Annotated in this window: 25 protein-coding genes and 3 pseudogenes; 13 read left to right on the forward strand and 15 right to left on the reverse strand. The window is 45.7% G+C overall.

Annotated elements, in window-relative coordinates; translation table 11 throughout:
* Positions 1–2: 2 nt before the first annotated feature.
* Positions 3–2,402 (reverse strand): calcium-binding protein, encoded by a 2,400-nt coding sequence (locus tag QUB39_RS12570; protein ID WP_333240464.1) that lies wholly within the window; start codon positions 2,400–2,402, stop codon positions 3–5.
* Positions 2,403–2,933: 531 nt separating this feature from the next.
* Between QUB39_RS12570 and QUB39_RS12575 the strand changes: the two genes are divergently transcribed.
* From QUB39_RS12575 to QUB39_RS12615, 9 genes and pseudogenes are all read left to right on the forward strand, one after another.
* Positions 2,934–3,422 carry a helix-turn-helix domain-containing protein gene (locus tag QUB39_RS12575; protein WP_333207706.1) on the forward strand — a complete coding sequence of 163 codons (489 nt, stop codon included), beginning with the start codon at positions 2,934–2,936 and terminating at the stop codon, positions 3,420–3,422.
* A gap of 167 nt (positions 3,423–3,589) precedes the next feature.
* Positions 3,590–3,949: a hypothetical protein gene (locus QUB39_RS12580; protein ID WP_333207705.1), complete on the forward strand. Its 360-nt coding sequence runs from the start codon at positions 3,590–3,592 to the stop codon at positions 3,947–3,949.
* Complete coding sequence (locus QUB39_RS12585; RefSeq protein WP_333207704.1) at positions 3,946–4,374, forward strand: HNH endonuclease signature motif containing protein; 429 nt, start codon at positions 3,946–3,948, stop codon at positions 4,372–4,374. The genes QUB39_RS12580 and QUB39_RS12585 overlap by 4 nt, the downstream gene beginning before the upstream one ends.
* 97 nt (positions 4,375–4,471) lie before the next feature.
* A complete protein-coding gene (locus tag QUB39_RS12590) occupies positions 4,472–4,783 on the forward strand; it encodes a DUF433 domain-containing protein (RefSeq protein WP_333104155.1) in 312 nt (103 codons plus the stop codon).
* A gap of 117 nt (positions 4,784–4,900) precedes the next feature.
* A complete protein-coding gene (locus tag QUB39_RS12595) occupies positions 4,901–5,182 on the forward strand; it encodes a DUF5615 family PIN-like protein (RefSeq protein WP_333055764.1) in 282 nt (93 codons plus the stop codon).
* Positions 5,183–5,924: 742 nt separating this feature from the next.
* A pseudogene (locus QUB39_RS12600) lies at positions 5,925–6,443 on the forward strand (GDP-mannose 4,6-dehydratase); the annotation flags it as partial.
* A pseudogene (locus tag QUB39_RS12605) lies at positions 6,426–7,781 on the forward strand (LAGLIDADG family homing endonuclease); the annotation flags it as partial. The pseudogenes QUB39_RS12600 and QUB39_RS12605, both read left to right, overlap by 18 nt.
* Positions 7,782–8,210, forward strand: a pseudogene (locus tag QUB39_RS12610) (GDP-mannose 4,6-dehydratase); the annotation flags it as partial.
* A gap of 185 nt (positions 8,211–8,395) precedes the next feature.
* The gene (locus tag QUB39_RS12615; RefSeq protein ID WP_333055756.1) at positions 8,396–9,784 is read left to right on the forward strand and encodes a UDP-glucose/GDP-mannose dehydrogenase family protein; all 1,389 of its coding nucleotides are present in this window, start codon (positions 8,396–8,398) and stop codon (positions 9,782–9,784) included.
* A gap of 403 nt (positions 9,785–10,187) precedes the next feature.
* Here QUB39_RS12615 and QUB39_RS12620 read toward each other — a convergent pair whose 3' ends face one another.
* Positions 10,188–10,658 carry a hypothetical protein gene (locus tag QUB39_RS12620; RefSeq protein WP_333055755.1) on the reverse strand — a complete coding sequence of 157 codons (471 nt, stop codon included), beginning with the start codon at positions 10,656–10,658 and terminating at the stop codon, positions 10,188–10,190.
* Positions 10,659–10,957: 299 nt separating this feature from the next.
* Between QUB39_RS12620 and QUB39_RS12625 the strand changes: the two genes are divergently transcribed.
* A complete protein-coding gene (locus tag QUB39_RS12625; protein WP_333055754.1) occupies positions 10,958–11,176 on the forward strand; it encodes a helix-turn-helix transcriptional regulator in 219 nt (72 codons plus the stop codon).
* Between the two features lie 13 nt (positions 11,177–11,189).
* Here QUB39_RS12625 and QUB39_RS12630 read toward each other — a convergent pair whose 3' ends face one another.
* Entirely contained in the window at positions 11,190–11,336 is a 147-nt protein-coding gene (locus QUB39_RS12630; protein ID WP_333055753.1) for a hypothetical protein, read from the reverse strand.
* Positions 11,337–11,387: 51 nt separating this feature from the next.
* On the opposite strand from QUB39_RS12630, the gene QUB39_RS12635 reads away from it, so the two are divergent.
* The 3 genes from QUB39_RS12635 (at position 11,388) to rpsU (ending at position 13,138) form a co-directional block, all read left to right on the forward strand.
* Positions 11,388–11,570 carry a hypothetical protein gene (locus QUB39_RS12635; protein ID WP_333207703.1) on the forward strand — a complete coding sequence of 61 codons (183 nt, stop codon included), beginning with the start codon at positions 11,388–11,390 and terminating at the stop codon, positions 11,568–11,570.
* A gap of 66 nt (positions 11,571–11,636) precedes the next feature.
* Positions 11,637–12,771 (forward strand): peptide chain release factor 2 gene (prfB, locus tag QUB39_RS12640; protein WP_333055751.1). Its coding sequence is split into 2 segments (ribosomal slippage): positions 11,637–11,708 and positions 11,710–12,771, totalling 1,134 coding nucleotides; the frame shifts between segments, so codons are not numbered across the junction.
* A gap of 172 nt (positions 12,772–12,943) precedes the next feature.
* Complete coding sequence (rpsU, locus tag QUB39_RS12645; RefSeq protein WP_006632476.1) at positions 12,944–13,138, forward strand: 30S ribosomal protein S21; 195 nt, start codon at positions 12,944–12,946, stop codon at positions 13,136–13,138.
* Between the two features lie 11 nt (positions 13,139–13,149).
* Here the strand turns inward: rpsU and QUB39_RS12650 are convergent, their stop codons facing one another.
* The 12 genes from QUB39_RS12650 to QUB39_RS12705 all read right to left on the reverse strand — a co-directional run bounded on the left by QUB39_RS12650 (position 13,150) and on the right by QUB39_RS12705 (position 24,062).
* Positions 13,150–14,610, reverse strand: coding sequence for an AtzE family amidohydrolase (locus QUB39_RS12650; protein ID WP_333207702.1), 1,461 nt, complete (start codon positions 14,608–14,610; stop codon positions 13,150–13,152).
* Positions 14,611–14,623: 13 nt separating this feature from the next.
* Entirely contained in the window at positions 14,624–14,800 is a 177-nt protein-coding gene (locus tag QUB39_RS12655; protein WP_333055763.1) for a DUF4089 domain-containing protein, read from the reverse strand.
* A gap of 116 nt (positions 14,801–14,916) precedes the next feature.
* Positions 14,917–15,318 carry a KGK domain-containing protein gene (locus QUB39_RS12660; protein WP_333207701.1) on the reverse strand — a complete coding sequence of 134 codons (402 nt, stop codon included), beginning with the start codon at positions 15,316–15,318 and terminating at the stop codon, positions 14,917–14,919.
* Between the two features lie 95 nt (positions 15,319–15,413).
* Positions 15,414–15,866: a hypothetical protein gene (locus QUB39_RS12665; protein WP_333207700.1), complete on the reverse strand. Its 453-nt coding sequence runs from the start codon at positions 15,864–15,866 to the stop codon at positions 15,414–15,416.
* Positions 15,867–15,877: 11 nt separating this feature from the next.
* Positions 15,878–16,186 (reverse strand): hypothetical protein, encoded by a 309-nt coding sequence (locus QUB39_RS12670; RefSeq protein WP_333207699.1) that lies wholly within the window; start codon positions 16,184–16,186, stop codon positions 15,878–15,880.
* A 26-nt stretch (positions 16,187–16,212) separates the two neighbouring features.
* Positions 16,213–16,497: an amidohydrolase family protein gene (locus tag QUB39_RS12675; protein ID WP_333207698.1), complete on the reverse strand. Its 285-nt coding sequence runs from the start codon at positions 16,495–16,497 to the stop codon at positions 16,213–16,215.
* The gene (locus QUB39_RS12680; protein WP_333055745.1) at positions 16,482–17,402 is read right to left on the reverse strand and encodes an FkbM family methyltransferase; all 921 of its coding nucleotides are present in this window, start codon (positions 17,400–17,402) and stop codon (positions 16,482–16,484) included. The genes QUB39_RS12675 and QUB39_RS12680 overlap by 16 nt, the downstream gene beginning before the upstream one ends.
* A gap of 99 nt (positions 17,403–17,501) precedes the next feature.
* Positions 17,502–17,993, reverse strand: a complete 492-nt coding sequence (locus QUB39_RS12685) for an ureidoglycolate lyase (protein ID WP_333055744.1) — start codon at positions 17,991–17,993, stop codon at positions 17,502–17,504.
* A gap of 151 nt (positions 17,994–18,144) precedes the next feature.
* Complete coding sequence (locus tag QUB39_RS12690) at positions 18,145–19,635, reverse strand: cobyrinate a,c-diamide synthase (RefSeq protein ID WP_333055743.1); 1,491 nt, start codon at positions 19,633–19,635, stop codon at positions 18,145–18,147.
* Between the two features lie 521 nt (positions 19,636–20,156).
* Positions 20,157–21,521 carry a glucose-6-phosphate dehydrogenase assembly protein OpcA gene (gene opcA / locus QUB39_RS12695; protein ID WP_333207697.1) on the reverse strand — a complete coding sequence of 455 codons (1,365 nt, stop codon included), beginning with the start codon at positions 21,519–21,521 and terminating at the stop codon, positions 20,157–20,159.
* A gap of 162 nt (positions 21,522–21,683) precedes the next feature.
* Positions 21,684–23,213, reverse strand: coding sequence for a glucose-6-phosphate dehydrogenase (gene zwf, locus QUB39_RS12700; protein WP_333055741.1), 1,530 nt, complete (start codon positions 23,211–23,213; stop codon positions 21,684–21,686).
* 3 nt (positions 23,214–23,216) lie between these two features.
* Positions 23,217–24,062: a hypothetical protein gene (locus QUB39_RS12705; RefSeq protein WP_333207696.1), complete on the reverse strand. Its 846-nt coding sequence runs from the start codon at positions 24,060–24,062 to the stop codon at positions 23,217–23,219.
* Positions 24,063–24,281: the final 219 nt, after the last annotated feature.

The raw sequence follows: 24,281 nt of genomic DNA on the forward strand, positions 1-24,281 counted from the left end.
GATTAGAGGATGATGAAATTCGCGGCAGTTAGGGGATCTTTATGGAATATTTGAATTGTATTTCCAGGACTGAGGGTGATCCGAGAAAAAAGCTCTCCAGTAAAAGAATTTGGGCCATTAAAGAAGTTTCCTGGTGCTGCTAAAACATTAGCTCCACTGCTAAAACCAAAACTAGCAGCTAACTGTATCTTGTCATCAGCCGCTAAATCACCGATCTCATCTTGACCGTTTGCTACCCCAAAGACAAAAGTATCCTGACCTCCACCACCATAGAGCAGGTCATTCCCAGAACCTCCAATCAGGCTATCATTACCAGCGACACCGTAAATGCGATCGTTACCGCCTAAACCGTTGAGAGTATCAAGCAAATCTGTGCCAATGACGTTATCATCTCCCTCAGTTGCAGTGGTTGGCGTTGAATCTTGAACGGTAAATCCGTCAAATTTGTAGCCAATATCTGCCAAAATGGCTAAGTCAACTTTTGTGGGGATAAATGCAAATGAAGCACCGCCACTACCCATCAGAGACGATACACCTGATGGCGTTGTAATATTGCTTAGATGAGTGATATCTGTTGCACTGCTTACAGGAATGGGATTGCCTCCATTAACGGCTTTGGCGTTGACACCATTAAAAGATGTACCATTAACTCGGGCACTATTTATAGGTGCCCCCATAAACCCCAGTACATGAGCCAGTTCATGGGTGGCAGTGATAAAAAGGCTAGCCTCATTACCATTTTCACTGGGAGTATCGCTGTAGTCATATGGAGTTTTGTCAACACTATATGCAATATCAGAACCAAAGGAAAGACTTCCTAAATAAGGTTCATAATTGACTCCATTTACTCGATCGGGCAAAACATACGAAAAACTGGTTTCATCTTTATAACCAGCACCAGAGCTGTTTGTTACTCCAACCGCGAAATTCCTGATAGGTCGAGCCCCGACAAATACCAACACATCGTCGATTTCGTTATCTAAAACGACCTTTTCCAATTTTGAAGTTTGAGGATTTGGTACCCAAAACTCGGTACCAGTGGCAATATTAGGAAACTCGTCTAGGATGACAGATTCCCAGTAGTCTGCTGCTGCTTCCAAAGTAGCTTTGCGGTTGGGGTCATTGAAGAACCCATCAGTATCAAACCGATAGTCGAATGTAATGTTGAAAGTGCTTACCTGGGAAGGAGCGCTAGCCCGACCTTGAGCTTTACCCACAGTCTCGTAGTGTTCTAAAGCACTTTTCACTTGACGAGTCAAAACGGCTTTAGCAACATCATAATTATTGACCAGGTAGAATTTTTCATCAAACGCTGTCGGTTTTACAGGTGCAGGCGTCGGAGTCGTCACAGGCGTCGGAGTCGTCACAGGCGTCGGAGTCGTCACAGGCGTCGGAGTCGTCACAGGCGTCGGAGTCGTCACAGGTGTCGGAGTCGTCACAGGTGTCGGAGTCGTCACAGGTGTCGGAGTCGTCACAGGTGTCGGCGTTGTCACAGGCGTCGGCGTTGTCACAGGCGTCGGAGTCGTCACAGGTGTCGGCGTTGTCACAGGCGTCGGCGCAGGCGTCGTTGCACTTGGGGTGATTGAAGGCTTGGGCTCCGGTGTCGGAGTCGTCACAGGTGTCGGCGCAGGCGTCGGAGTCGTCACAGGCGCAGGCGTCGGAGTCGGCGCAGGTGTCGGTGCAGGTGTCGGTGCAGGCGTCGGAGTCGTCACAGGCGTCGGAGTCGGCAAAGGCGCAGGCGTCAAACTCACAATCCCGCTAGAATCAGCAATAGTCAATCTGGCGTCACCCTCCAAAACTGCCAAATATTGCCCTGTTAAGTCATCCTGAATAATTGTGTAGCCAGCATTAACCCCTGTGCCCACATAAATCTTGAGGTCATCAAAGGCAACATCGTTCCTTAACTGAATTACATCCTCACCCTCTGTATAATCAACAATGAAATCGGCATCCGAAATCTCTGAACCCCCAGTATTTTTACCAATAAAAAAAGTGTCGTTACCATTCCCCCCAGTTAAGGTATCTGCTCCGTTATCTCCATAGAGAATGTCATCCCCGAAGTTGCCAAACAAGCTGTCATTACCTTTACCACCGTAAACTGTATCGTTATCTATTCCGCCCTCAACTGTATCCTCGCCTTCGTTGCCATATATCAAGTTATCTCCAGCATTAGCAAATAGCCGATCGTCACCTTTGCCGCCGTAAACTGTATCCTTACCTTTGCCACCGTAGACGGTATCATTACCTTCATTACCGTATAGCTTGTCATCTCCTTGCTTGCCGTAGATTAAGTCGTCTCCATCACCGCCAAACACTAAGTCAGAGCCTTGTTGTCCAAATATTAAATCTGCATCGGGGGTGCCATTGAGAGTATCGTCAGCCAACGTTCCATTAATGTTCATGTTGCAATCTCAGTGTGAATACTAGATTTATGCCTATTCGAGCTACAAGTCTTTCTCCATTTCTAAAAAAATGACTTGCTAGCCTGTATTTTTAGATCCTGCGATCGTCCTAAATTTATGCGAAGTCAGGGATTTGCTATCGCAAAACTCTTGCATAGCAAAGCTTTCGTCGCGATCGCACTCACAAATAACTCAGTCTGCAGAAGGCGCATTGCAGCCTCCCATTTATTTATCAGGGGCAAATCCAGAAAATTATGCAAAATCCCAGAAAATAAATTAAAAAAATTACTGGCAGTGGCCGAAATTAGAGTCAAAGCGAGAAACTTACCAAAGTTCAGCCTTACTCCCCTGTCGGGTCGCTAACTGTAGTCAGTCACGGCTAAAAAGCCATCCCACAAAGGTTTTGACTTTTAAATTTCATTACTTGCGCTTTAGCATTCACTTATCATACGCTAGCGGAGTCTGGCAATAAACTGACACTCATCAGGAGTTATGTTAGAATTCCATCAGGAAATTTAGAGACACCCATCTATGGCATCCACAAACGATCGCTTCGTCGAAGCCGAAAGCCGCTGGGACTTAAAAACTCTGTACTCGGACTTGGCCGCCGTTAAGGGAAAGCCTCTCACCCCCGTAGAAAAGCTGCATCTGCGGGGGTTGCTTTGTGGCTTCAGTCCCGCTGAAATCGCCGAAAAGCTGAAAAAGAATCCCAAGGGTGTTGAAACTGACCTGTGTGCCACTATTTATAAATACGTTAAAGCCTTTGTGGGTAAAGGCATTGAAAAGATAGAAAATTGGAGAAATATTGCTGAATGGCTTGAGGATGCTGGATATAAAACTAAGCCACCTGCTAAATTCCCTATTCAAGACGGTGTATCTGAAAATAGTAAAGTTAATGTAACTAATATAAGTTTTGAGAACAATCAAATAAAAATTGGTGTATACCTACAAATAACTGTACCGCTACCTTCAGAACTATCAATACAAAATCTAGACATCAAGGATAACAATGGTAACTAAAATTTAGCCACTATTCAACAGATTGGTAGGGTGAAGCGACTAAAATCAGGAAGCGCGATCGCACCTTTACCCGATCGCGCGGGGCGATCGCACACTGCATTTCTCACAAAAGGGCGATCGCACTTCTATTGTGCTACCATTCAATGAGAGCGTCAGTGAGTAAAAAAATGGCAACAATTACCCTTCAAATTCCCGACGAACTAGCACTGCGGCTAGATACTCTCAAAGATGAGTTACCACAGATTTTGATGCTGGGATTGAGGGAAGTCGAAGCCAATCCTTCAAGCGGATTTTCTGGACTCACGAAGATATTAGAATTTATAGCAAGTTTACCCTCGCCACAAGAAGTATTAGCCCTGCGTTTATCCGACGATCTTCAAGCTGACATCGATACTTTATTAGAGAAAAATCGCACAGAAGGACTCACGCCGATGGAGCAGCGTTTGTGGCAGCAATACGAATTTGTCGAACATTTAGTACGCATTGCCAAAGCGCAAGCCCTGCTGAAACTGAGCGAGGCTGCATGAGTAAAACCTACGTTTCAGCTAGTCTGCGACGAATGGTATGCGATCGCGCCAACGGATACTGCGAATATTGTTTAATCCCAGAAACACTCGCCCTATCGTCTCATCAAATAGACCATATCATTGCCGAAAAACACAGTGGCGAAACAGTAGAAAATAATCAGGCTTTGTCTTGCTCAATTTGTAACAAAAATAAAGGCAGCGATATTGCTTCCCTCGATCCAGAAACAGATGAAGTGGTTCGACTTTACAACCCTAGAAAAGATAGCTGGGAAGACCATTTTCAACTTCAAACTGAAAGTGGTACAATCGAACCTCTAACTGCGATCGGTCGAGTCACTGTGCGTTTATTGCAGGTTAATCGTGCAGAATGTCTGACCGAACGTAAGCTATCGATCAAAATTCGATCGTTAACAAAATCCGATTAATCGATCGTGTTCAAGCCACACCATAACCTGTATACGGATGCTTATAGGTCGGCTGTAATCCCAACACAATATCCTCTTTAGATTTTGGCGATCGATTATGACCATCAAAGAACAACTTCTCCAAACCATTGAAACACTGCCTGATGACTTGCTAGCACAAACCCTACAATTCATCCAAACCCTTCAGAATCCCATTCACAAAACTCCAGGAATTTGTGGCGGTGCAGCGCGAATTCGCGATACCCGCATTCCCGTCTGGACGATTATCGCCTACCAACAACAGGGCGCAACTGAATCCGAACTTCTCTATAATTATCCAGGACTCACCCTTCAAGATTTGCAAGCGGTTGCGAACTATTACGAACACAACCGAGAAGAAATCGAGCTGTGGCTTGCTGAAAATGAGTAACTAAAAATGCTAAAGTTTTACTCGAATGAAAACTTTCCGATCGCAATGGTTGATTTACTGCGAGCGCGTGGCTATGATGTTTTGACATCCTAGAGCGCTGGACAAGCCAATCAAAAAATTCCCGATGATGAAGTCTTGATGTACGCGACAAATGCAGGGCGAGTAGTCATTACAGAAAATCGTCAAGATTTCATCAATCTCCATTCTACAACCTCAAATCATGCAGGAATTGTAATTTGTAAAGCCGATCGAGACTATGCAGGCAAAGTGCAGGTACTTCATGAATTTTTCACCCAAGATACACAGCCAATGGATAATCGTCTGCTTCGGGTGATGAAACAGAATCTTAAAGGTAGTCAACAGACATTTATACTTCAGGAATACCCAAAGTCTTCTTAAAAATAATCGTGACTTTAACTGCTGCTGAGATTCCACCGCGATCGGATAGCGATACTGTATAATTCTAATTACCGTCGTCACAGTTAGTCGATCGCGACTAAGGCCAAATAAACCGGGTTTCTCGGAAAAATATTTGCTTGCTCAACTTTATCTACGAATAAACCAGGTTTCTAGCCTCTGACAAGCGAATTTCCAAGGTGGTACCCGCCACGTGATTTATCTCGCGCAAATCAATCCAAAATCTAAAATCTAAAATCACTTATTGCCCCCGCATTTATCTCGCGCAAGTCAATTCTTTAATCTAAAATCTAAAATCTAAAATCGATTGACGCGCGTCAGCCCTGTTTACATAAACTGGATTAACCTATTCTCAAACAAGCCCGTGAAGCGTAGCCATACCTAGGGAATCAGCCTTTTCTTAGATAACTCAAGACAGAAGCGATCGCCTCACCAATCACAACTAACAAACAATTAATACCTATTAACTCAAAAGTGAATTATTGTCAACAGTATTTTTGCGAAAATATTGAAGCTTCACTAAAAATTGCTAGCTGACATTTGCGAATTATAGCACTTTGTTCAAAGTATTGGCAAATGCTAAGTTAATTAAAGATTTAATAAAGGTGACGCATAAGTGTTTACATCGTCGATCGCAATTTTGTTATTCTATTAGTAAGTTTCATTCTAGCGACTGAATTTTTGTACCCCAGTCCTACCCCTAAACAGAACGGCAGTTTCCACAATGAGAATTTTAGTCACAGGCGGTGCAGGTTTCCTCGGTTCCCACCTAATCGATCGCTTAATGGCCCAAGGACATGAGGTAGTCTGCCTGGATAATTTTTACACCGGGACTAAACGCAATATCCTCAAATGGCTGGACAACCCGTATTTTGAGCTGATCCGCCACGACATCACGGAACCGATTCGGTTAGAGGTAGATCAGATTTACCATCTGGCTTGTCCCGCTTCCCCTATACACTATCAGTACAACCCTGTCAAGACAATTAAAACAAACGTCATCGGCACGATGAATATGTTGGGATTGGCCAAACGGGTAAAAGCAAGATTCTTTCTCGCTTCCACTTCCGAAGTGTACGGAGATCCTGACGTACATCCACAAACAGAAGATTATCGCGGCAACGTTAATTGTATCGGGATCAGATCGTGTTACGACGAAGGGAAGCGAGTAGCTGAAACCTTATCTTTTGATTACCACCGTCAAAATGGTGTAGACATTCGAGTTGTGCGAATTTTTAACAGTTTGACAGGCGATCAAAAAGTTCTCTATTACAAAGGAGATCGACTTTATTACGAAACATTTGAGGAATGCTACAGCCGGATCGGAGGTGACATATCAAATGTTTCAGTTCCTTGCTTTGACGAACAGGGAAAAATGCGCTTAAAACCAATCTCGGCAATTTGGAAACACAAAGTGACGAAGAAAGGGTATAAAATTGCAACAACCTGGGGCAAACAAGTAAAAATTACTGAAGACCACAGTTTGTTTACTCGCGACAGCCAAGGGTTGCCTCAAGCCGTATTTGGCAAAGACTTAAAGGTTGGGGATGATGTAGCTGTTCCCAGTTACATTCCTTTTATCGATCGTCCCTTGGAACCTTTTTACATCAGCGATAAAGTTAATGCACCAGGGCTGTGGGTAATCAGCGAGGATGCGATCGCATACTTAGAAAAATTCAGAGAGCAGATATATGGATATTTCGCTCGAAAAGGAATCAGCAATCGCCAATACTTCAGCACCATCAAAAAATACGAAGCAGGCAACAAAATTCCCTGGCAACTTTGGCAAGAATTGGGATTACCTTTGACCCAAAAAGACAAAATAGCTGGCTATCAATCCGTCAAAGCAATCAACAATTACATCGAAAATGTCAGTGATTTCCTGTGGTTTTTGGGATTTTACTTAGCAGAAGGCTGTTTGGTTCATACAGAAAAAGACCGCCAGCTCGTATTTAGCTCAAATGTCAAATATCTGGAAAAGCTGATCCGGGTGACGCGAGAGTTATTTGGCTGCGAGTGTGAAATCAGATTTGACAAAGAGGAGAAAAGAGCGCCATCGGTTAACGTCAGGTCAAAAATAATAGTCGATCTAGTTGTCAATATTTTGGGGTTTGGCAAAGAATTAAGCACCAAAAAAGATATACCCAATTGGATTTTGCAACTTCCCAAAGAACAGTTAGTTCACTTTTTACACGGTTTCTGGGAAGGCGACGGGAATCACGACGCGAAAACAACGGGTTCGCTGCTAGTGTTTAACAGTTCCAGCCAAAAAATCATTGAAAAACTGGTGCTAATTCTAGCTAAATTCGGGATAGTTGGAAGTGTGTCGGAATTCGAGACAACAGTGCGAAAAGGAGACAGCAAAAAATACAAGTCTTACCGGATAACTGTTCAAGGGTTGGACGAGTACAGCATTCTCAATCTTGCTAATGCTAAACAAAAACTGCAAGCTCAAATCACAGGGGATTTAGCTTGGGCAAAAGTTAAAGCCATAGAAGAGTTTGAAATCGATGAGGATGTATACGACTTTTCTGTTCCCGACGGAGAGAATTTTGTAGGCGGTACTTACTGCGTTTGCTGTCATAATACCTATGGCCCCCGGATGTTGGAAAATGACGGCAGAGTAGTCAGCAATTTTATTGCTCAAGCTTTGCGGAATCAACCGCTGACAGTATACGGCGACGGTTCCCAAACGCGGAGTTTCTGCTACGTTTCTGATTTGGTGGAAGGATTTATTCGTTTGATGAATAGCGACAAAATCGGGCCGATGAATTTGGGGAATCCCGGCGAATACACTATATTGGAACTGGCACAAAAAATTCAAAACACGATTAATCCAGGGGCAGAAATTATCTTTAAACCGCTGCCGGAAGACGATCCAAAACAGCGACAACCGGATATTACTCGTGCTAAAACTTGGTTGGGGTGGGAGCCAACTGTGCCGCTGGATCAAGGTTTAGAGTTGACTATAAAGGATTTTCGCGATCGCATCGAGGGAAACCAAAAGTAGAGAGTGGGGATTTGTAGGGGCAAACCCCCCGTGGTTGGCCTCTAGGGGTAGGCACGGGGAGTAGGGGTAGCACTACCCCTACAAGCTGTTTTTTCCTTCTCTCCTAGATAACTAAAGGCTTCTCCCTTCTTCCTTCTTGTTTCAACATCCCATCTAATTTATTTACTAGCTTTGAGGAGATTTCTATGCAGGTTTGTGTCATCGGTACAGGATATGTTGGCTTAGTCACCGGCACTTGTTTGGCCCACATCGGCCACCACGTGATTTGCGTAGACAACAACGAAGAAAAAGTTAAATTAATGAAGTCTGGACAGTCGCCTATTTTTGAACCTGGACTGTCTGAATTAATGTCTTCTGCATCTGCATCTGGCAATCTAGAATTTACTTCGGATTTAGCAGCGGGAGTGTCTCACGGGGATATTTTGTTTATTGCGGTGGGGACGCCTCCTTTGCCTACTGGGGAAAGCGATACTCGCTACGTGGAAGCGGTTGCTCGGGGAATAGGAGCTCACCTCGATGGCGATTACAAAGTCATTGTTAATAAATCTACTGTGCCCATCGGTTCCGGGGACTGGGTGCGAAGAATTGTACTAGACGGTTTAGCAGAACGTCAAAAACCTCACAGCGGTGATGAGGTTACTGGTGAGGAAGTAGCAGCAAACAAAGGTGTTCAATTTGATGTGGTTAGCAACCCGGAGTTTTTGCGGGAGGGCTGTGCTGTTTTTGATACTTTTAATCCCGATCGCATTGTTCTCGGTAGCAACTCTCGGCGGGCTATGGATATGATGCTACAGTTATATCGGCCGATTGTCGATCGCAAGTTTGCAGAAAATCAGTCTTTGCCGGAAGTTCCTGTGGTGATGACTGATATCAGTTCAGCGGAGATGATTAAGTACGCAGCTAATGCTTTTTTGGCTACGAAGATTAGCTTTATTAATGAAGTTGCTAATATTTGCGATCGTGTCGGTGCAGATGTTAGTCAAGTGTCCCGAGGTATCGGTTTAGATTCACGGATTGGCAACAAGTTTCTGCAAGCTGGCATTGGTTGGGGCGGTTCCTGTTTCCCCAAAGATGTCTCGGCTTTAGTTCACACTGCTGACGATTACGGCTACGAGGCGCATTTGCTGAAAGCGGCAGTGGAAGTTAACCAACGCCAGCGGTTCATTGCTATTGAAAAGTTGCAGCACGTTTTGAAGATTCTCAAAGGTAAAACTGTCGGACTTTTGGGTTTGACTTTCAAGCCGGATACTGACGATTTGCGGGATGCCCCAGCGCTGATTTTAATCGAGAATTTGAATCGGTTGGGAGCGAAAGTTAAAGCTTACGATCCGATTGTTTCTCAAACTGGGATGCGTCACGGTTTGTCGGGAGTTTTGGTAGAAACTGACCCGGAAAGGTTGGCCGACGGTTGCGATGCTTTGGTGTTGGTGACTGACTGGGAACAGTTTCGCAATTTAGATTACGATAAAATGGCGAAGTTGATGAATCATCCGGTGATGATTGATGGCCGCAATTTCTTAGACAAGAAGGCTTTAGAAGCGGCTGGTTTCCAATATGTGGGGATTGGAAGGTAAAGAAGAGTTTTGATCGGAACCTCTATCCCGTAGGGTGCGCCGAAGCGCACCTTACATTTACAGCATATTCGGTGGTTGATGAAGTACAGTAGCCACTATATTTATGTTGTGTGATTTTAATACAGCACTTTCCAGGTAAGTGAAGTACAGAGAAACCGGGTTTCTTGAATAAAACCGGTTTCTGGCGAGAAATCCAGAAGAAACCCGGTTTCTGGGGTGTACTTTATAAACCTGGAATCCGCTGTATGTAGGGTGCGGATCTGCGACCTTTTAAATAGAACTTGCAGATTGATGGGTGGCGACGCACCGATGCTTACTACAAGATAGTGTGTACTACATATACATGGAATATGCTGTATCTTGCTGGTGGCCAACAATTGCCGATTTATCCGCCCCGCCTGCTTTAAAACTTTTCCATCAATGTTTTTTCTTGAGCGTAAACATCTCGTAGCTGTTGCAGCGCTGATGCGGAAATTACCGATTTAACTGTAGCTACTAATTTACCCCACTCAAGCAAGCTGTCAACTGAAACAGCCGCTTTGAAGTTGTACGTATAGAATTTAGTCCAAAATTCTGGTGCTTGTGTCCGTTTCCAGCGTTTGTACCAGGCGACAAAATCTTGAGCACAGGGCGGTTTTACTTCTAAGATTGGGGGGAAATCGGCGTAGCTGACAAATCGACTCAGGCCTTTGGCATGAACGTACACCACGTTGTGGCAGCAATCGATCCGGTATATCTGTTCCGGTGATATGTTGAACAGGAGTGCTACTGTTTCTTCGGTGACAAATCTCGATCGCGGATTGACGATCGACGATTTGTGAATAATTTTTGAGGCGCTGATAGTTGACGATCTTAACTGATTTTCTGATATCATTGTAGTTGCATCTGGTGGTGGTAGCTAAATCTATCTCTGCTAAGTGCGATCGACAGAAATTATCTGTCGGGATTAATTTTAACTGGCGATCGTCTTTAGTTTCGTTGACTCCGCCGCAAAACGGAGACAAGCCCCGACTTCTGCCATGAGAGGCGCAAAATTTTCGACCAACGTTCCAGCTACCAGATTCATCTTTAGAGTCAATCTAAAATCTAAAATCTAAAATCTAAAATCGAATGACCGGGGGCGATCGCTTTTTGATATATTATACTAAATCCAAAATTTTGTAAATAGTGAATATGAGCAAAGGCTTAGTAAGGTTGCGGGTTCGAGAGTTGGCGGCCCAGAAGGGATGGACGCTCAAAGAGGTTGCGGAGCGATCGGGCGTGGGCTACAGTACGATTAGCAATTATGCCCGTTCTCAGGGTATGGCAATGGTTGACTTTGCAGCAGTTCACAAGCTGGCTCAAACTTTTGATGTGATGATTGAGGATTTCGTGGTAATCCTAGAAAAATAGTAGAAGGTTTTGCTTAAATTATAATGTGGTAGCGATCGACTTTTGATGCGATCGTCGAAGTTTTGATGTAATGATTTGAGCAATTGTCGATCGCCCGCAACCAAACTCGATCGCCTATCATTAAAGTAACTCGCTTGCAGCAGCGCGTCAGGAGAACCAAACTGTTTGCTATTATGCAAAGACCAGGAGTTCAACAGCTTGCAGACATTCAGTGCGAAATCCTAAAAACAGTCCAGAACCAACAAATTCGGGAATATCAATTTCCCAGCGACAGTGCGAACTGCCGACAAAGTTTTGGATGTCCGTACAGGAATCCAAACAACAGCAGTCCCCGAAGTGCACGGGCGACAAACTTGACTCATTTATCAAAGCTGGTGTGCTGCTGAAAAATTGATTTGCACATTTAGAGCAAAATTTCAGCTAAACTCAAAAATACACCCCACAACTAGGAGAACTCACAGTGGAAGTTCTAGACATCAAACACAATATCGAAACATTGTCCGATCGACTGGGTACAACCCAGGACTATCTTTGACATCCCCGCACTCACAGCCAAAATTCAAGACTTAGAGCAAATCTGCGCCCAACCAGCATTTTGGGACGACCAAGATCGAGCTCAAGAAACCCTCCAAGAACTTAATGACTTCAAATCTCATCTAGACCAATATCGCGGCTGGCAAACAAGCTTGGAAGATGCTAAAGCTATTTTAGAACTGCTGGAGTTAGAAGCCGACGAGTCCCTGTTCCAAGAAGCCTCATCAAGTCTTTCTCGGTTAACCCGCGAACTCGACCAGTGGGAACTGCAACAATTACTATCGGGGCCCTACGATGAAGGCGGCGCCGTTTTGACAATTAACGCCGGGGCCGGCGGCACAGATGCTCAAGATTGGGCCGAAATGTTGCTGCGGATGTACACCCGCTGGGGGGAAAGTCAAGGTTACAAAGTACATTTAATGGAAATTTCCGAGGGAGAGGAAGCAGGTGTTAAATCGGCTTCTTTGGAAATTGTCGGCCGTTACGCTTACGGTTATATGCGATCGGAAAAAGGCACTCACCGTTTGGTCAGAATTTCGCCTTTTAATGCTAACGACAAGCGTCAAACCAGTTTTGCAGGCGTTGAAGTGATGCCAATTCTCGATCGATCCGTCAAGTTGGACATTCCAGAAAAAGATTTGGAAATCACGACTTCCCGCGCGGGCGGCAAGGGCGGGCAAAACGTTAACAAAGTAGAAACCGCAGTCCGCATCGTTCACATTCCTACCGGTTTGGCTGTCCGCTGTACAGAGGAACGCAGTCAGTTGCAAAACAAGGAAAAAGCTTTGGCATTACTCAAGGCTAGGCTGTTGGTGGTTGCTAAGGAACAGCGGGCTTCGGAAATTGCCGAGATTCGCGGCGATATGGTAGAGGCAGCTTGGGGCAACCAAATTCGCAATTATGTTTTTCACCCATACCAAATGGTCAAGGATTTGCGTACTGGAGTGGAAACAACCGCCATCGCAGATGTAATGAACGGCGAATTAGAGCCGTTTATTCAAGCTTACCTGCGGCAGGAAAATCAGTTGGTAGCCCAAACTGATTCAACCGCGGGAATATAATTGGCGCCTTGACATACAAAGTCTGCCTGTGGAGACTAAAGAATCAAGAGCCGTGATGGCAGCGGATTTGGTATAATTTTGGGGTTTTGGTCGATCGCCCGACCTTCAACAGGTCGCGCGGCCAAAAAGCTTGATATGATAAAACTTGATCTACCGAACAAAAGGAGAAATAATGACCCAAGTTGTAATAGGCGAAAATGAAGGGATTGAGTCAGCCCTACGACGGTTTAAGCGACAAGTTTCTAAAGCGGGCATTTTCCCCGACATGAGAAAGCACCGCCACTTTGAAACCCCGTTGGAAAAGCAGAAGCGCAAAGCTATTGCCAGAAGGACTAAGAGACGCTTCCACCGCAACAACAAACCCTAGAATTATTAGCACTAAATTGATTCGGCAGATATAATGCCTTGCGATTCTAGTACCGCAGCGACTCGGAGAATCACCGCTTCGCTGTAGGGAGCACCAATAATTTGTACCCCCAAGGGCAAAGCGCCGGGCCGCTGTACGGGCACGCAAAGAACGGGCAAGCCAATAAATGATAGGGGTTGGGTGAACAGTCCGAGATTGGGACGCACTCTTGTTTCTTGTCTGGCTATTACCATTTTCTCGACGCCAATTTCAGGGGCTGCTATCGGGGTGGCGGGTGCGAGGATGATGTCTGTTTCTTGGAATATTTCGCGAATTCGATCGCGGTACCACTGTCTGAATCTCTGCGCTTGCAAGTACCAAGTCGCAGGGATCAGGGTTCCCGCTAAAAATCGATCGCGCGTGGCAGGATCGAAGTCTTGAGGGCGCGATCGTAAATTGTCTAAATGCAAGTTTCCGCCCTCGCAGGCGGTAATGATAAATGCAGCAGCCCTGGCGCGATCGGATTCCGGTATGCTGACAGTCGCAAGCCCCCCTATTTTTGGGGGGTTTGTTGTTTTTTGTGTGTCATTACCACAATCCAAGACATTTGTCAATGCTTTAGCAACTATTTCTACAGCATCCATTGCTTCCGGTTCGGCCCCTGTGGCGAAATACCCGTCAGCAACAGCAATTCGCAATCCTTCGATGCCTTGATTTAACTGCGACGAACAAAGTTCTGGCGGGCGTTGAGTGCAAACTGGGTCACGAGAATCAGGGCCTTGCAGGATATCGTACAGCAGCGCCATGTCTCTGATCGATCGCCCAAACGGCCCCACACAATCCAAACTACTCGAAAATAAATAAGCGCCAGCCCTGGACAAACGGCCGTAAGTAGGCTTAAACCCAAAGACACCACACAAAGCAGCCGGTACGCGGATGGAACCGTTAGTATCAGAACCGAGGGTGAAGGGTACAAAACCGGCGGCGACTGCGGCTGCGGAACCGCCGCTGGAACCGCCAGCGATGCGCGTAGTATCGCGGGGATTGCGAGTCGGCCCGTAGTGGCTGTTTTCCGTGACGAAACCGTAGGCGTACTCATCCATGTTGAGCGTACCTACAAGCACAGCCCCGGCTTGTTTTAGTCGGGCGACCACCGCCGCGTCCTGGGTAGCCGGAGGATTGTCAGCGTTGATTTTTGACCCTGCTAGAGTGGTAATTCCGCCGATGTCGAACAGGTTTTTGACAGCGAAGGGAACGCCTGCTAAAGGGCCTGGGTTTTGGTTATTTGCAATTGAATTATCTATATTTTCGGCTGCTGCGAGTGCGCTTGATGCAGTGATTGCAGTAAAGCAATTGAGGACGTTATCTCGATCGGCAATTCGTTCTAATGCCGCAGTCACAACCGCTGTCGCTGTAATTTTGCCACTTTTAACCGATGATGCTGTGGCGACTGCATCCGCTTGTGCTAAAAATTTACGTTCCTCTGCGTTCATCTGCGGTTAAAAATCAGGGTTCAAATACCGGCGCGACTTCTACTTCTGGGGGTAAAGGGAATTCAGTAACGAGTCGGGCGATCGCAGCTATCGTCTCTAAGTTTACCACAACACCGGGGCGGTGTTCCGGGTCTAAGGGTAAGTTTATCAGTTCGGCGGTGCGATCGACATATTCTTCTATATTTGTCATTTTTTTCTTGCTAGCCTTGGAGTGCGATCGATTATTGTATTGTAAGGGCGATCGGGCAGTCAGTTATTATTGCTCAGCTTTTTGTATTCCTCAGATTGTCTGATATCATCTAAAGGCTATTTTTGCTTTGCTGGTTCATCAGGACAAAACTTTATACATACCTGCTGTTTCCCAGGGTGCAAATTTGTATTAATGGCTATTTGAAGCTTTCCTTTTTGCCAACCCTTAGAACCTATCTTGAGGATTTGACAATCAATTCCTTCTTGAGGGGAGTTCCAGTTTATTTCCCCTCCTCTAATTTTTGTTTCTTCGTTAATCTGTACCTCTGTCATCCACTGAATTATCGCCTTATGACGTTGGTTAGTTTCTGGTGCATTAGTCAGAAGCATCTTCTGAAAGTTACTGCCGGCTAGCTGTTTAAACCTACCCACCGTAAAAGTAGCTTGACCCAATAACAAAACATCATCCTCGCCGTCTAGTATCTCATAGTTATTGTGAGTTTCAATTTTATCGTTCATTTTTTAACCCAATTATGCTGCTTCCTATTTGATACCATGTGAAGGTATGTGAGTCAAGGTGGTAAAGAAACAATTTGCGATCGCACTTTTCCCACTCAAACACTGACTGTTTCCCGCAACTTCTCAACAGCCACATCTAACGGAGGCAAACTAAAATCCTCAGCATCCATCAATTCCTTAACCTTCTCAAAAATCTCAACCTCCGCCTCTTCCTGATCCGTCAGCTTATCATAAAAATAAGGGTCAGTAAACCACTGCTCAAAAGCAAACCTTAACACCCCATTCGGGTCAAGCATAAACTGCCAATACTTAGAAACTCGGTTATCAACTACTTCAAACAGCGGTGCAGGAGTCTGTATAGGATAATAACTGTAATTATCATCACAAATATAGTACCAAACTATTCCCTGCCACGATCGGATTGCATAAACAACATATTCCTTGCCAACAGTCAACGGCAATTCAACCTTTTTAGTATAACCTCTTGCCGGATCAATATAATTTTCCGGCAGAACTTCCCCAGTCTTAGCAATACAGCGAACAATCATAACTTATCTACCTATAAATTCTTAGGTGCTATTTTAGGATATTGTCGTTTAAACTTTAATTCAACTTGTTGCAAAAATTTTGCATTTTCAAACCAGTGTATTTGTACGGAAGCTCCATTAATTGTAAAAGCCTGAATGCTGGTTATTTTGTACCAGTCTTCGGGATTACCTCCATAGAGGGCAACCAATCTGGAAACATCCCCTAGTATATCGTCAGGCCCGCCCTGAATTGCTCTACAATTACCAGCCTTAGCATCTTGCAACAGAAGTTGCTCCTGCAAATTTCTCGGACTCTCATCGGGAATAGCACCTTGATTCACAATTTAACAGCTTCAAATATTGTTTGTCAAATACCATAAAAACTCATTTTAGCAGGTGCAGTTTCCGCGAGCAACTTACCCCGCGAAATCACATATCGAACCGCAGCGCGCCTCCTAATTGCATCATAACAATCCTCAGCATCCAACACAATCAAATTTGCAGGTTTTCCCGCATCTATCCCATAATTATCATCTCCCAGATTGAGAGTTTTAGCACCGTTGACAGTGACCATATTAAAACAAAGGGAAATCAGCCTAGATTTCCCTGCACTTGCAATTCTTATCCTCTGCAATATCAGTGTGTCATCCACTGTTGCAGGCGAGAAAATAAAGGACTCTCAGAATACAGCCAAACCACATCATCAGTCATCTTTCCTCCTTGCGCTTTAGACAATTGTAACCGATGGCCCAAACCTTCCCGTTTCGCCTCCAAGTTAAAAGCTTCATAGCCAAAGTCACCCATCACAGAGCAAAGTTCTGCTACACTTGAACCAGCCCGTTCCAGATGACTTCCTACAACTTCTGTCAACACCGCAGGGCGAAGCTTTTGCAGCGTTTGGGAGAAACCTTTAATCACATTCACCTCAAACCCCTCCACATCAATTTTAATAAAAGTAGCACCAGGAAGATTATCTGGGAGCATTTCATCTCCGCGATACACAGGTACTTGATACTGATTAGAAATCAGACTTCGATCTTTTTCTGGGAGTTGAGCGAAAGTACCCAAACCAGTAACATCTGTAGGCACTGTCAGTGTCAGTTCATTTCGCTCGTTAGAAAGCCCACACTGGTGCAGAGAAACTTTCTGCAATTCATTGTCTGTTACCGCAGCTTTTAATGTTTGAAACGCCAGAGGATTTGGTTCAAAAGAGTGTACGCATCCCGTTGTTCCTGTATGATAAGCAGCCAAAAGAGTAATCATGCCCGTATTTGCCCCCGCATCAATAAAACTGTCCCCAGGCTGTACAGCATTTTGGATGAAAAGTTGCGTGGGCAAGTCATAATAACGGCCTAAAAAATAGCTCATGCGATCGTTCCACTTGGAAAGATCCATCGCCATCCGATAACCGTGGAACTTGCCTCGAATCTCCCGTATAGGAGCATTTTTCCACAAATCATCCCGGTACACCCCTGTGAGTGTCATCAATTTTCCCCATCCAGGGAGTTCCCGGCGCGTATATGGTAAAATCAAAAGAGAATAGAGTGGATAATTCATAATTATTAGACCTCTCCCAAAACTATTAAACACGGTTAAGCAGGTATAATCAGCTTCGTTGATATACTATCAAAATTCTACGATAAATTTTTCTTAAATTCAGACAATCTCAAACTCCAGATTGTGATTTTTCACAAAATCAAAAGTAAAATGGTCAACCACATTAGTATTGCTCAATTCCAGATTGTAAAAATCAACAAAATCCGCATCAAAATAAGGCCCAGCGTGCCAAGTCCCCACATCTAACTTAATAAAACAATTGCCCGGAATCCGAAAAGCAGCCATATCCTCTAAACTCGGTTTATAGCTATCCCCAGGAGGCGCAACCGCCATCAACCAATCCTTCCCATCCAAAGAACCCAAACACTGAGTACATTGAACGTGCCGCGTAATTTTGCGAAACTTGCGACCTTCCTTATGGAGCCGCATAATGTAAAATCTAGGAACACCATTTTGCAAATTTAACTGAGCATCCTCAGCATCGAAAGACTTGCCATCAATAGCCGTAAAGATAACTTGACCGTAACTCCGAAAATTCTCCCGTGTCACCCATTGGGCAAACAACTGCTTAGTCGAAATTGATTCGCTCATAAATCCCAACACCCCCTCCCTGCTTTCCATCAAAAACATTTTAATACAGTAACTCCTCTCTCTTCTCTTCTCTGTGCCCTCTGTGCCCTCTGCGGTTAATTAAATAAAAAAATCCAGTTCGCTTTCTCGATCGCCCAAAACACCCTTACAATCACGCATCAGCACACTGCTGCAAAAAACGAGCCGGAATATCAGGCCGAGCCCCCCAATGCAAATGCAAATAAGAAGCGTGCACCTGACAAACTCCCCAACCTTCAGCAACCGCCTCAACCTCCCCCCGCTTCCCATACCTCCAACTGTGATAAACTGGATTACTCGGTTCAACAGTTAAATGCGATCGATGAAACTCATGTCCCCAAACCTCATCAAAAGCAGTTAACACCAAACTATCCCTCACCGCCACAGCTTCTCGGTATCCCAGCGTCAAACGCTTACCCATCGCAGCAGCAGTTTCCAACACACCCACCCCTGGCCAAGAAATGCCATCGAAGTCTACAATAGAATCGCACAAATACATCAAACCGCCGCACTCCGCATAAGTCGGCATTCCCGAAAAAATCGCCCTTCTTACCGCATCCCGAATTAAAACATTACCGCTCAATTTTTGAGCAAACACTTCGGGAAAACCGCCACCAAAATATAACCCTTGCACATTGTCAGGAAACACCGAGTCATCAAGGGGACTCCAAAATACCAACTGGGCACCCAACTCTTCCAACAAATCAAGATTGTCCTGATAGTAAAAATTAAAAGCCCGATCGCGCGCAACTGCAATCCTCACTCCAAATTGTTTTCCCAAACAGTTGACAACATCATCTTTTTGAGTTATAATTCCCGAAGGGAGACCGTGCCTACCCAAAAGTTGCTCAGACCCCTCATTTCGAGTTGCAGCCAACAAAGGCAAAAGTTGCTCCCAGTCAAAACTAACAGCAGCCAAATCAGCCAGTTTATCGATCGCAGCATGAAGATTCGGCAACTCCTCAGCAGGAATCAAACCCAAATGTCGATCGGGAATACTAACAGCCTCATCCCTACGCAAAACCCCCAAAATAGGTAAATTGAGCGGTTTTAGAGCATCTTGAAGCAGTTCCAAATGTCGATCGCTCGCCACCCGATTCAGCACCAAACCAGCGAATTTAAGTTCAGGGTTAAAAGAACGGAAACCGTGGGCGATCGCAGCCACAGAACCAGAGAGCCTGCTGCAATCTATCACAAACAATACCGGCAAATTCAGCAAATAAGCAACATGAGCCGTAGAAGCAAAGGAAAAATCATAATTGCCTGCTTCTTTTCGATAATTAATCCGTGTATCCGTGTCAAAATCCGTGTCGTGCCTTCCTGATTCCTGATTCCTTCGACTCACTCCATCAAAGAGTCCCATCACCCCTTCAACTAAGGCATAATCGACATCTTGAATATGACGAGAAAAACACTTTTTTACATAAGATTCAGACGTTAATACCGGGTCTAAATTGCGACAGGGGCGACCGGTGACAAAAGCATGAAACATCGGGTCAATGTAATCGGGACCCACCTTAAAAGATTGAACATTCAAGCCGCGACGGATTAAATAAGCTAAAAGGGCGATCGTTACAGTAGTCTTTCCCGCACCGCTGCGTTCGCCAGCAATTACTAAAGCCATAGTTCTAGGTTATTCACAAAAAATACATATTTAACGAACCGCGAAGACGCGTTAGGCGAAGCCGCGCGTAAGCGCTAGGGCGCGAAGGAAGAAGGGAGCATCTCACCTTTGCAGCCCTCCGCTAGAAATTGGAGTTTTGAGGCAGGAGGCAGGAGGCAGGAGGCAGGAGGAAAGGGGAAGAAGGAAAGAGGAAGAAGGAAAGAGGAAGAAGGAAGGAGCCAGAAGAAGGAAGGAGCCAGAAGAAGTATTTTTACAAATATGAGATGCTCCCAGGAAGAATGAGAAGAAGAGAGGTAATTTAGTGGCTTTTGGGAAGTAATTTAGAGTTTTGAGTTAAATAACAGGATTAATTCAAAACTCCTAACTTAAAATTCATAACTCCTAAAAAAGTAGGGCAGACATTGCCTGCCCCACTGAATATTAACTCAATCCGTCTTGCTTATTCCTTTCTCCTTTCTCCTGATTCCATCCATCCGTTACATCCGTTACATCCGCTACACAATCCGTTGCCGAACTTCTTTTTACCGCTTAGCTAACTTCAGCATTTGAGCCGTCACTGCCAAACTTTCTTCGTAAAGCACATCTCGGCCCCAACTCTGGAGGTGCTGACCCAGCAACTGTTCCGTCACCTGATCGAACAGAGGACTCACCTGGTTAAACCGATCGGTTTGAGCGCCACCCTTTGTTTCCATCCGCATACAGCCGCCCGCTTCCGAACACAGAACCGTACCGCAGTCAGCCTTTTCGTTTGTAGAATTCAAACGCAGAGCAATCAAATCGCCCGCGACATCGCCCGAATCAGCAGTAGGAATAGCAGCCAACTCGGCTTCGATAACCCGTTCGTCCGGCCCCGCGAATTTAATTCGCTTGATGTGGTAATCGCCCTCTTCCTGTTTGAAAGCAACCGGACGCCACTGAAGCCGGCTCGCCAGCCAACCCAAATACATCAGCGCTTGAGTAGAATTGTCCTGTTCGTAATCGATCGTCACCCGATCGATTTCCCGAATCGCAGCGCGACGTTCCGGGGCGTCAAAAGCCTCAGCAGCCAACTCCTGCCATGCGGCCAACCGGCGCCAATTCAGATCCGCGATCGGAATTCCCTCCTCGATCAGACTTTGCATCAACAGCAATTCAGCTTCACACTCAGCAAAGCTGCTAGAGTCAACAATCACAGAACTGCTAACTGCCGCCAGCCGCTGGAACAAACCTCGATCGGCATCAGGATTCGCCTTCCACCACAGCAGCGTCGGCAAATCAGCGATAGTCAACGCCGTCACAATGCCGCTCACCCGTTCCAGCGCAGCTTCCGTACCCCGCAGCGTAATGTACTCGCAGCAGATCAGATTGCCACTGGTGCGCTTGTGAACCGGACAATAAGCAGCCACTTGAGCCTGCACGCCCGTATCTTCCCCCGCTGTCGGGCACAGAGCAATAATCCGGCAGGGATTGGCAGCCACAATCGCGTCAGCCACCCCCGAACCCCCGGAACCCAAGCCACTCGATCCCATCTCCTCGCCTGTGGAATTTTTGCGAGCCACTTCTTCCCGCAAAGTCGCCAGCAATTCAGCGTTAGGTTTGCCAGTTCTCGGCAGCCCATAAGCTTTTTGAGCCGCCCTGATGCTAGATGCCGTCATCGGCCCGGTAATACCGTCCACCGGCCCGTCGTAAAACCCCAGATCCGCCAATAACCGCTGAGTTTCTTCCGGTTCGTAGACTACAAAAGTAAAAGTTGTTGCCCTACTAGCGATCGGAAAATCGCCCTTCGACCCCGATTCTCTGTAACTTTCCCAAATTTGACTCAATTCGGCCTCTATTTGGTCGATCGACACATCTTTAGGACTTTGTAGCGAAACCAGAGGCGGAGCTTTCATCGGTGTCATCGTCATAAATCTTTTCTCCTTTCTTATTAGTTATTAGTCCTTAGTCCTTAGTCCTTAGTCCTTAGTCCTTAGTCCTTAGTTAGCCGTTCTTAGTTAGCCGTTCTTAGCTAATAACTAATACTAATGCTGACCTATAACTAAGGACTAATGACTGCTGACTAATGGCTCTTAAAGTCTTCGCCACTTGCGGCCATCTCTGTTAATTAGCAGTTCTGCTTCCGCAGGTTCCCAAGTACCGGCTTCGTATTTAGGAACCAAATCTTGGTCGTTGGACGATTCCCAAGCCATCAAGGCCGGCGTTACCACCCGCCAAGCTTCTTCCACTTCATCAGAACGGGTAAACAAAGTTTGGTCGCCCAGCATACAATCAATTAACAGGCGATCGTAAGCATCCGAAGATGTCACCCCAAACGAAGAACCGTAACTGAAATCCATATCCACCGTCCGCGTCCGCAAATCCGGCCCCGGCATTTTCGCCTCAAACCTCAGCGAAATCCCCTCATTCGGATGCACCCGCATGGTCAAAACGTTAGGAGTAGTTTGTTGGGCTGCGGACTGAAAAATTAGCAGCGGAACTTCCCGGAACTGAATCGCAATTTCGCTAACTTTTTTCGGCAACCGTTTGCCGGTTCGCAGGTAGAAAGGCACTCCCTGCCAGCGCCAGTTGTCAATCATAAACTTCATCGCCACAAAAGTCGGCGTTGTCGAATTGGGAGCCACCCCCGGTTCATCGTGATATCCTGGCACCTGTTTGCCCTTCATCCAACCTGCGGAATATTGACCCCGAATCGCTGAGAACTCCAAGTTATTCAAATCTGCCAAGCGAGTTGCTTGCAGAACTTTCATCTTTTCGGTGCGGATGCTGTCAGCGTCGAGCGAGTTCGGCGGTTCCATCGCCGTCAGACAGAAAATCTGCATCAAGTGGTTTTGCAGCATATCCCGCAACGCCCCAGAGGATTCGTAGTAACCGGCCCGGTCTTCTACGCCTACTGTTTCTGCAACTGTAATTTGTACGTGATCGACAAATTGCCGATTCCACAGCGGTTCAAAAATCGCGTTAGCAAACCGGAACACCATTAAATTTTGAACAGTTTCTTTACCCAAATAGTGGTCTATCCGGTAAACTTGCTGTTCTTGGCAAACCTTCTGCACGACTCGGTTGAGAGCTTTTGCCGAACTCAAGTCGCGGCCGAAGGGTTTTTCAATTACCAAGCGGTGTTTTACTGGATCGACCAGCATTTGAGCCGCGCCCAGTTGCCTAATTGCTTCTGGGAAAAAGTTCGGGGAAACTGAGAGATAAAATATGTGATTGCCGCGAGTTCTCCTTTCTTCGTCGATTTCCGCTAAGAAAGCTTTTAGTTTTTGATAGCTTTCGGGGTTGTCTATGTCGCCCGGACAGTAGTACAAACCTTTAGCGAATTCTTGCCAAAATTCTTCATTGCCAATCCCGCCGCCAAATTCTTCTATGCCTTCGCGCATTTGCTCGCGGAAGTAATCGTGACTCCAAGGGCGGCGGGCTACTCCCACCACGGTAGTTTCCGGTGGCAAGCGTCGATCGCGCTTCATCTGATAAATTGCAGGTACCAGTTTGCGCTGGGTCAGATCCCCAGAAGCTCCGAAGATTACCAGAATTTGTGGTTCCGGCACTCGTTCTTTTCGCAAACCGACGCGCAGTGGGTTTTCAAGTATTGCGACCATTTCTTATTTTGCTCCTTCCATAGCTGTCAACCTTACTGATAAATCCTGAATTATGGCTTCATATTTAGCCGTCAATTCTTTAATTTGAGCCTGATACTCAGATTTTATTTCGGCTCTGATTTCTTCCCTGAGTTCAGCCTTAAGTTCCTCTCTGAGTTCTCCCCTAACCTCCTCGCGAATTTTGTTCCTCTCAAAAGCCAGTCGAACTTCCCAATCCTTATCCCGCTGTAGCAGTTCAGCTTTTAGCTGCCTATTCTCTGAGCGCAACTGCTCTAACTCTAAAGCCACAGCAGCAGCACGCCTATCCCTTTCTCTGTTTTGCTGTCGGATTTGCTCTCTGAGCCGCTGATTGTCCGATCGCAACTTCTCGACTTCCGAAGCACTATCTTTAGGCGTTCGCCCGTTTCCGTTTGAAGGAAATCGCCGCTCTACCAGGCGCTGAACTGCTGCACCAGTGGGCATACTATTAGGCGATAACTCCAGAGCTTCTTGCCAAATTTCGAGTTGTAGCTCTGGGGGTAATCCTGTTAGAGGACGGACTTGATTTTCCTTTGTCGGAATTTTGAGACCAATTGGTCTCAAAATTCCGACAACCTGCGCTGCTGAAATAAATCGATCTGCTGTCCGTCTTCCGATGCCCCAGTTGTCAAGGCAATAAGCCTCAAAAGTCTTGTGAGTTTCACGGTACAGTTTCTCTTCCCGAATCTCATCAAGGGCTTTGCCAACTTCGTAAAATATCTGAAGTCCATGTTCGACAATGGATTCTAGTTCTTGAAGCCTTGTCCGTTCAGCTACATCAAGTTGGGCAGTGCCATATTCGGTTTCTACTAGGGTATTGATAGTTTGCATGGCAATTCCTCAGCGGTCGGAGATGGAAAATTCGAGTTGGATCTTCTGGCGAGATTTCTGCTAGAGAAGGCAGTTGATTTTCCTCTGTCGGATTTTTGAGACCAATTGGTCTCAAATTTTCCCGGTTCGAGATTCAAAACTTAGCGCCAAGAGCCAAAGTAATCGGGATTTGATTTTCCTCTGTCGGATTTTTGAGACCAATTGGTCTCAAATTTTCCC

The sequence above is a fragment of the Microcoleus sp. AT8-B5 genome (genome assembly GCF_036705565.1).
GTDB lineage: Bacteria > Cyanobacteriota > Cyanobacteriia > Cyanobacteriales > Microcoleaceae > Microcoleus.

Bases quoted from the DNA above. Each gene is read 5' to 3' on its own strand.
- zwf (WP_333055741.1), bottom strand. From the start codon at position 23,213: ATGGTCGCAATACTTGAAAACCCACTGCGCGTCGGTTTGCGAAAAGAA.
- QUB39_RS12580 (WP_333207705.1), top strand. From the start codon at position 3,590: ATGGCAACAATTACCCTTCAAATTCCCGACGAACTAGCACTGCGGCTA.
- QUB39_RS12655 (WP_333055763.1), bottom strand. From the start codon at position 14,800: ATGACAAATATAGAAGAATATGTCGATCGCACCGCCGAACTGATAAAC.
- rpsU (WP_006632476.1), top strand. From the start codon at position 12,944: ATGACCCAAGTTGTAATAGGCGAAAATGAAGGGATTGAGTCAGCCCTA.
- opcA (WP_333207697.1), bottom strand. From the start codon at position 21,521: ATGACGATGACACCGATGAAAGCTCCGCCTCTGGTTTCGCTACAAAGT.
- QUB39_RS12660 (WP_333207701.1), bottom strand. From the start codon at position 15,318: ATGAACGATAAAATTGAAACTCACAATAACTATGAGATACTAGACGGC.
- QUB39_RS12665 (WP_333207700.1), bottom strand. From the start codon at position 15,866: ATGATTGTTCGCTGTATTGCTAAGACTGGGGAAGTTCTGCCGGAAAAT.
- QUB39_RS12705 (WP_333207696.1), bottom strand. From the start codon at position 24,062: ATGCAAACTATCAATACCCTAGTAGAAACCGAATATGGCACTGCCCAA.
- QUB39_RS12680 (WP_333055745.1), bottom strand. From the start codon at position 17,402: ATGAATTATCCACTCTATTCTCTTTTGATTTTACCATATACGCGCCGG.
- QUB39_RS12575 (WP_333207706.1), top strand. From the start codon at position 2,934: ATGGCATCCACAAACGATCGCTTCGTCGAAGCCGAAAGCCGCTGGGAC.
- QUB39_RS12685 (WP_333055744.1), bottom strand. From the start codon at position 17,993: ATGAGCGAATCAATTTCGACTAAGCAGTTGTTTGCCCAATGGGTGACA.
- QUB39_RS12615 (WP_333055756.1), top strand. From the start codon at position 8,396: ATGCAGGTTTGTGTCATCGGTACAGGATATGTTGGCTTAGTCACCGGC.
- QUB39_RS12650 (WP_333207702.1), bottom strand. From the start codon at position 14,610: ATGAACGCAGAGGAACGTAAATTTTTAGCACAAGCGGATGCAGTCGCC.
- QUB39_RS12620 (WP_333055755.1), bottom strand. From the start codon at position 10,658: ATGATATCAGAAAATCAGTTAAGATCGTCAACTATCAGCGCCTCAAAA.
- QUB39_RS12625 (WP_333055754.1), top strand. From the start codon at position 10,958: ATGAGCAAAGGCTTAGTAAGGTTGCGGGTTCGAGAGTTGGCGGCCCAG.
- QUB39_RS12585 (WP_333207704.1), top strand. From the start codon at position 3,946: ATGAGTAAAACCTACGTTTCAGCTAGTCTGCGACGAATGGTATGCGAT.
- QUB39_RS12690 (WP_333055743.1), bottom strand. From the start codon at position 19,635: ATGGCTTTAGTAATTGCTGGCGAACGCAGCGGTGCGGGAAAGACTACT.
- QUB39_RS12570 (WP_333240464.1), bottom strand. From the start codon at position 2,402: ATGAACATTAATGGAACGTTGGCTGACGATACTCTCAATGGCACCCCC.
- QUB39_RS12590 (WP_333104155.1), top strand. From the start codon at position 4,472: ATGACCATCAAAGAACAACTTCTCCAAACCATTGAAACACTGCCTGAT.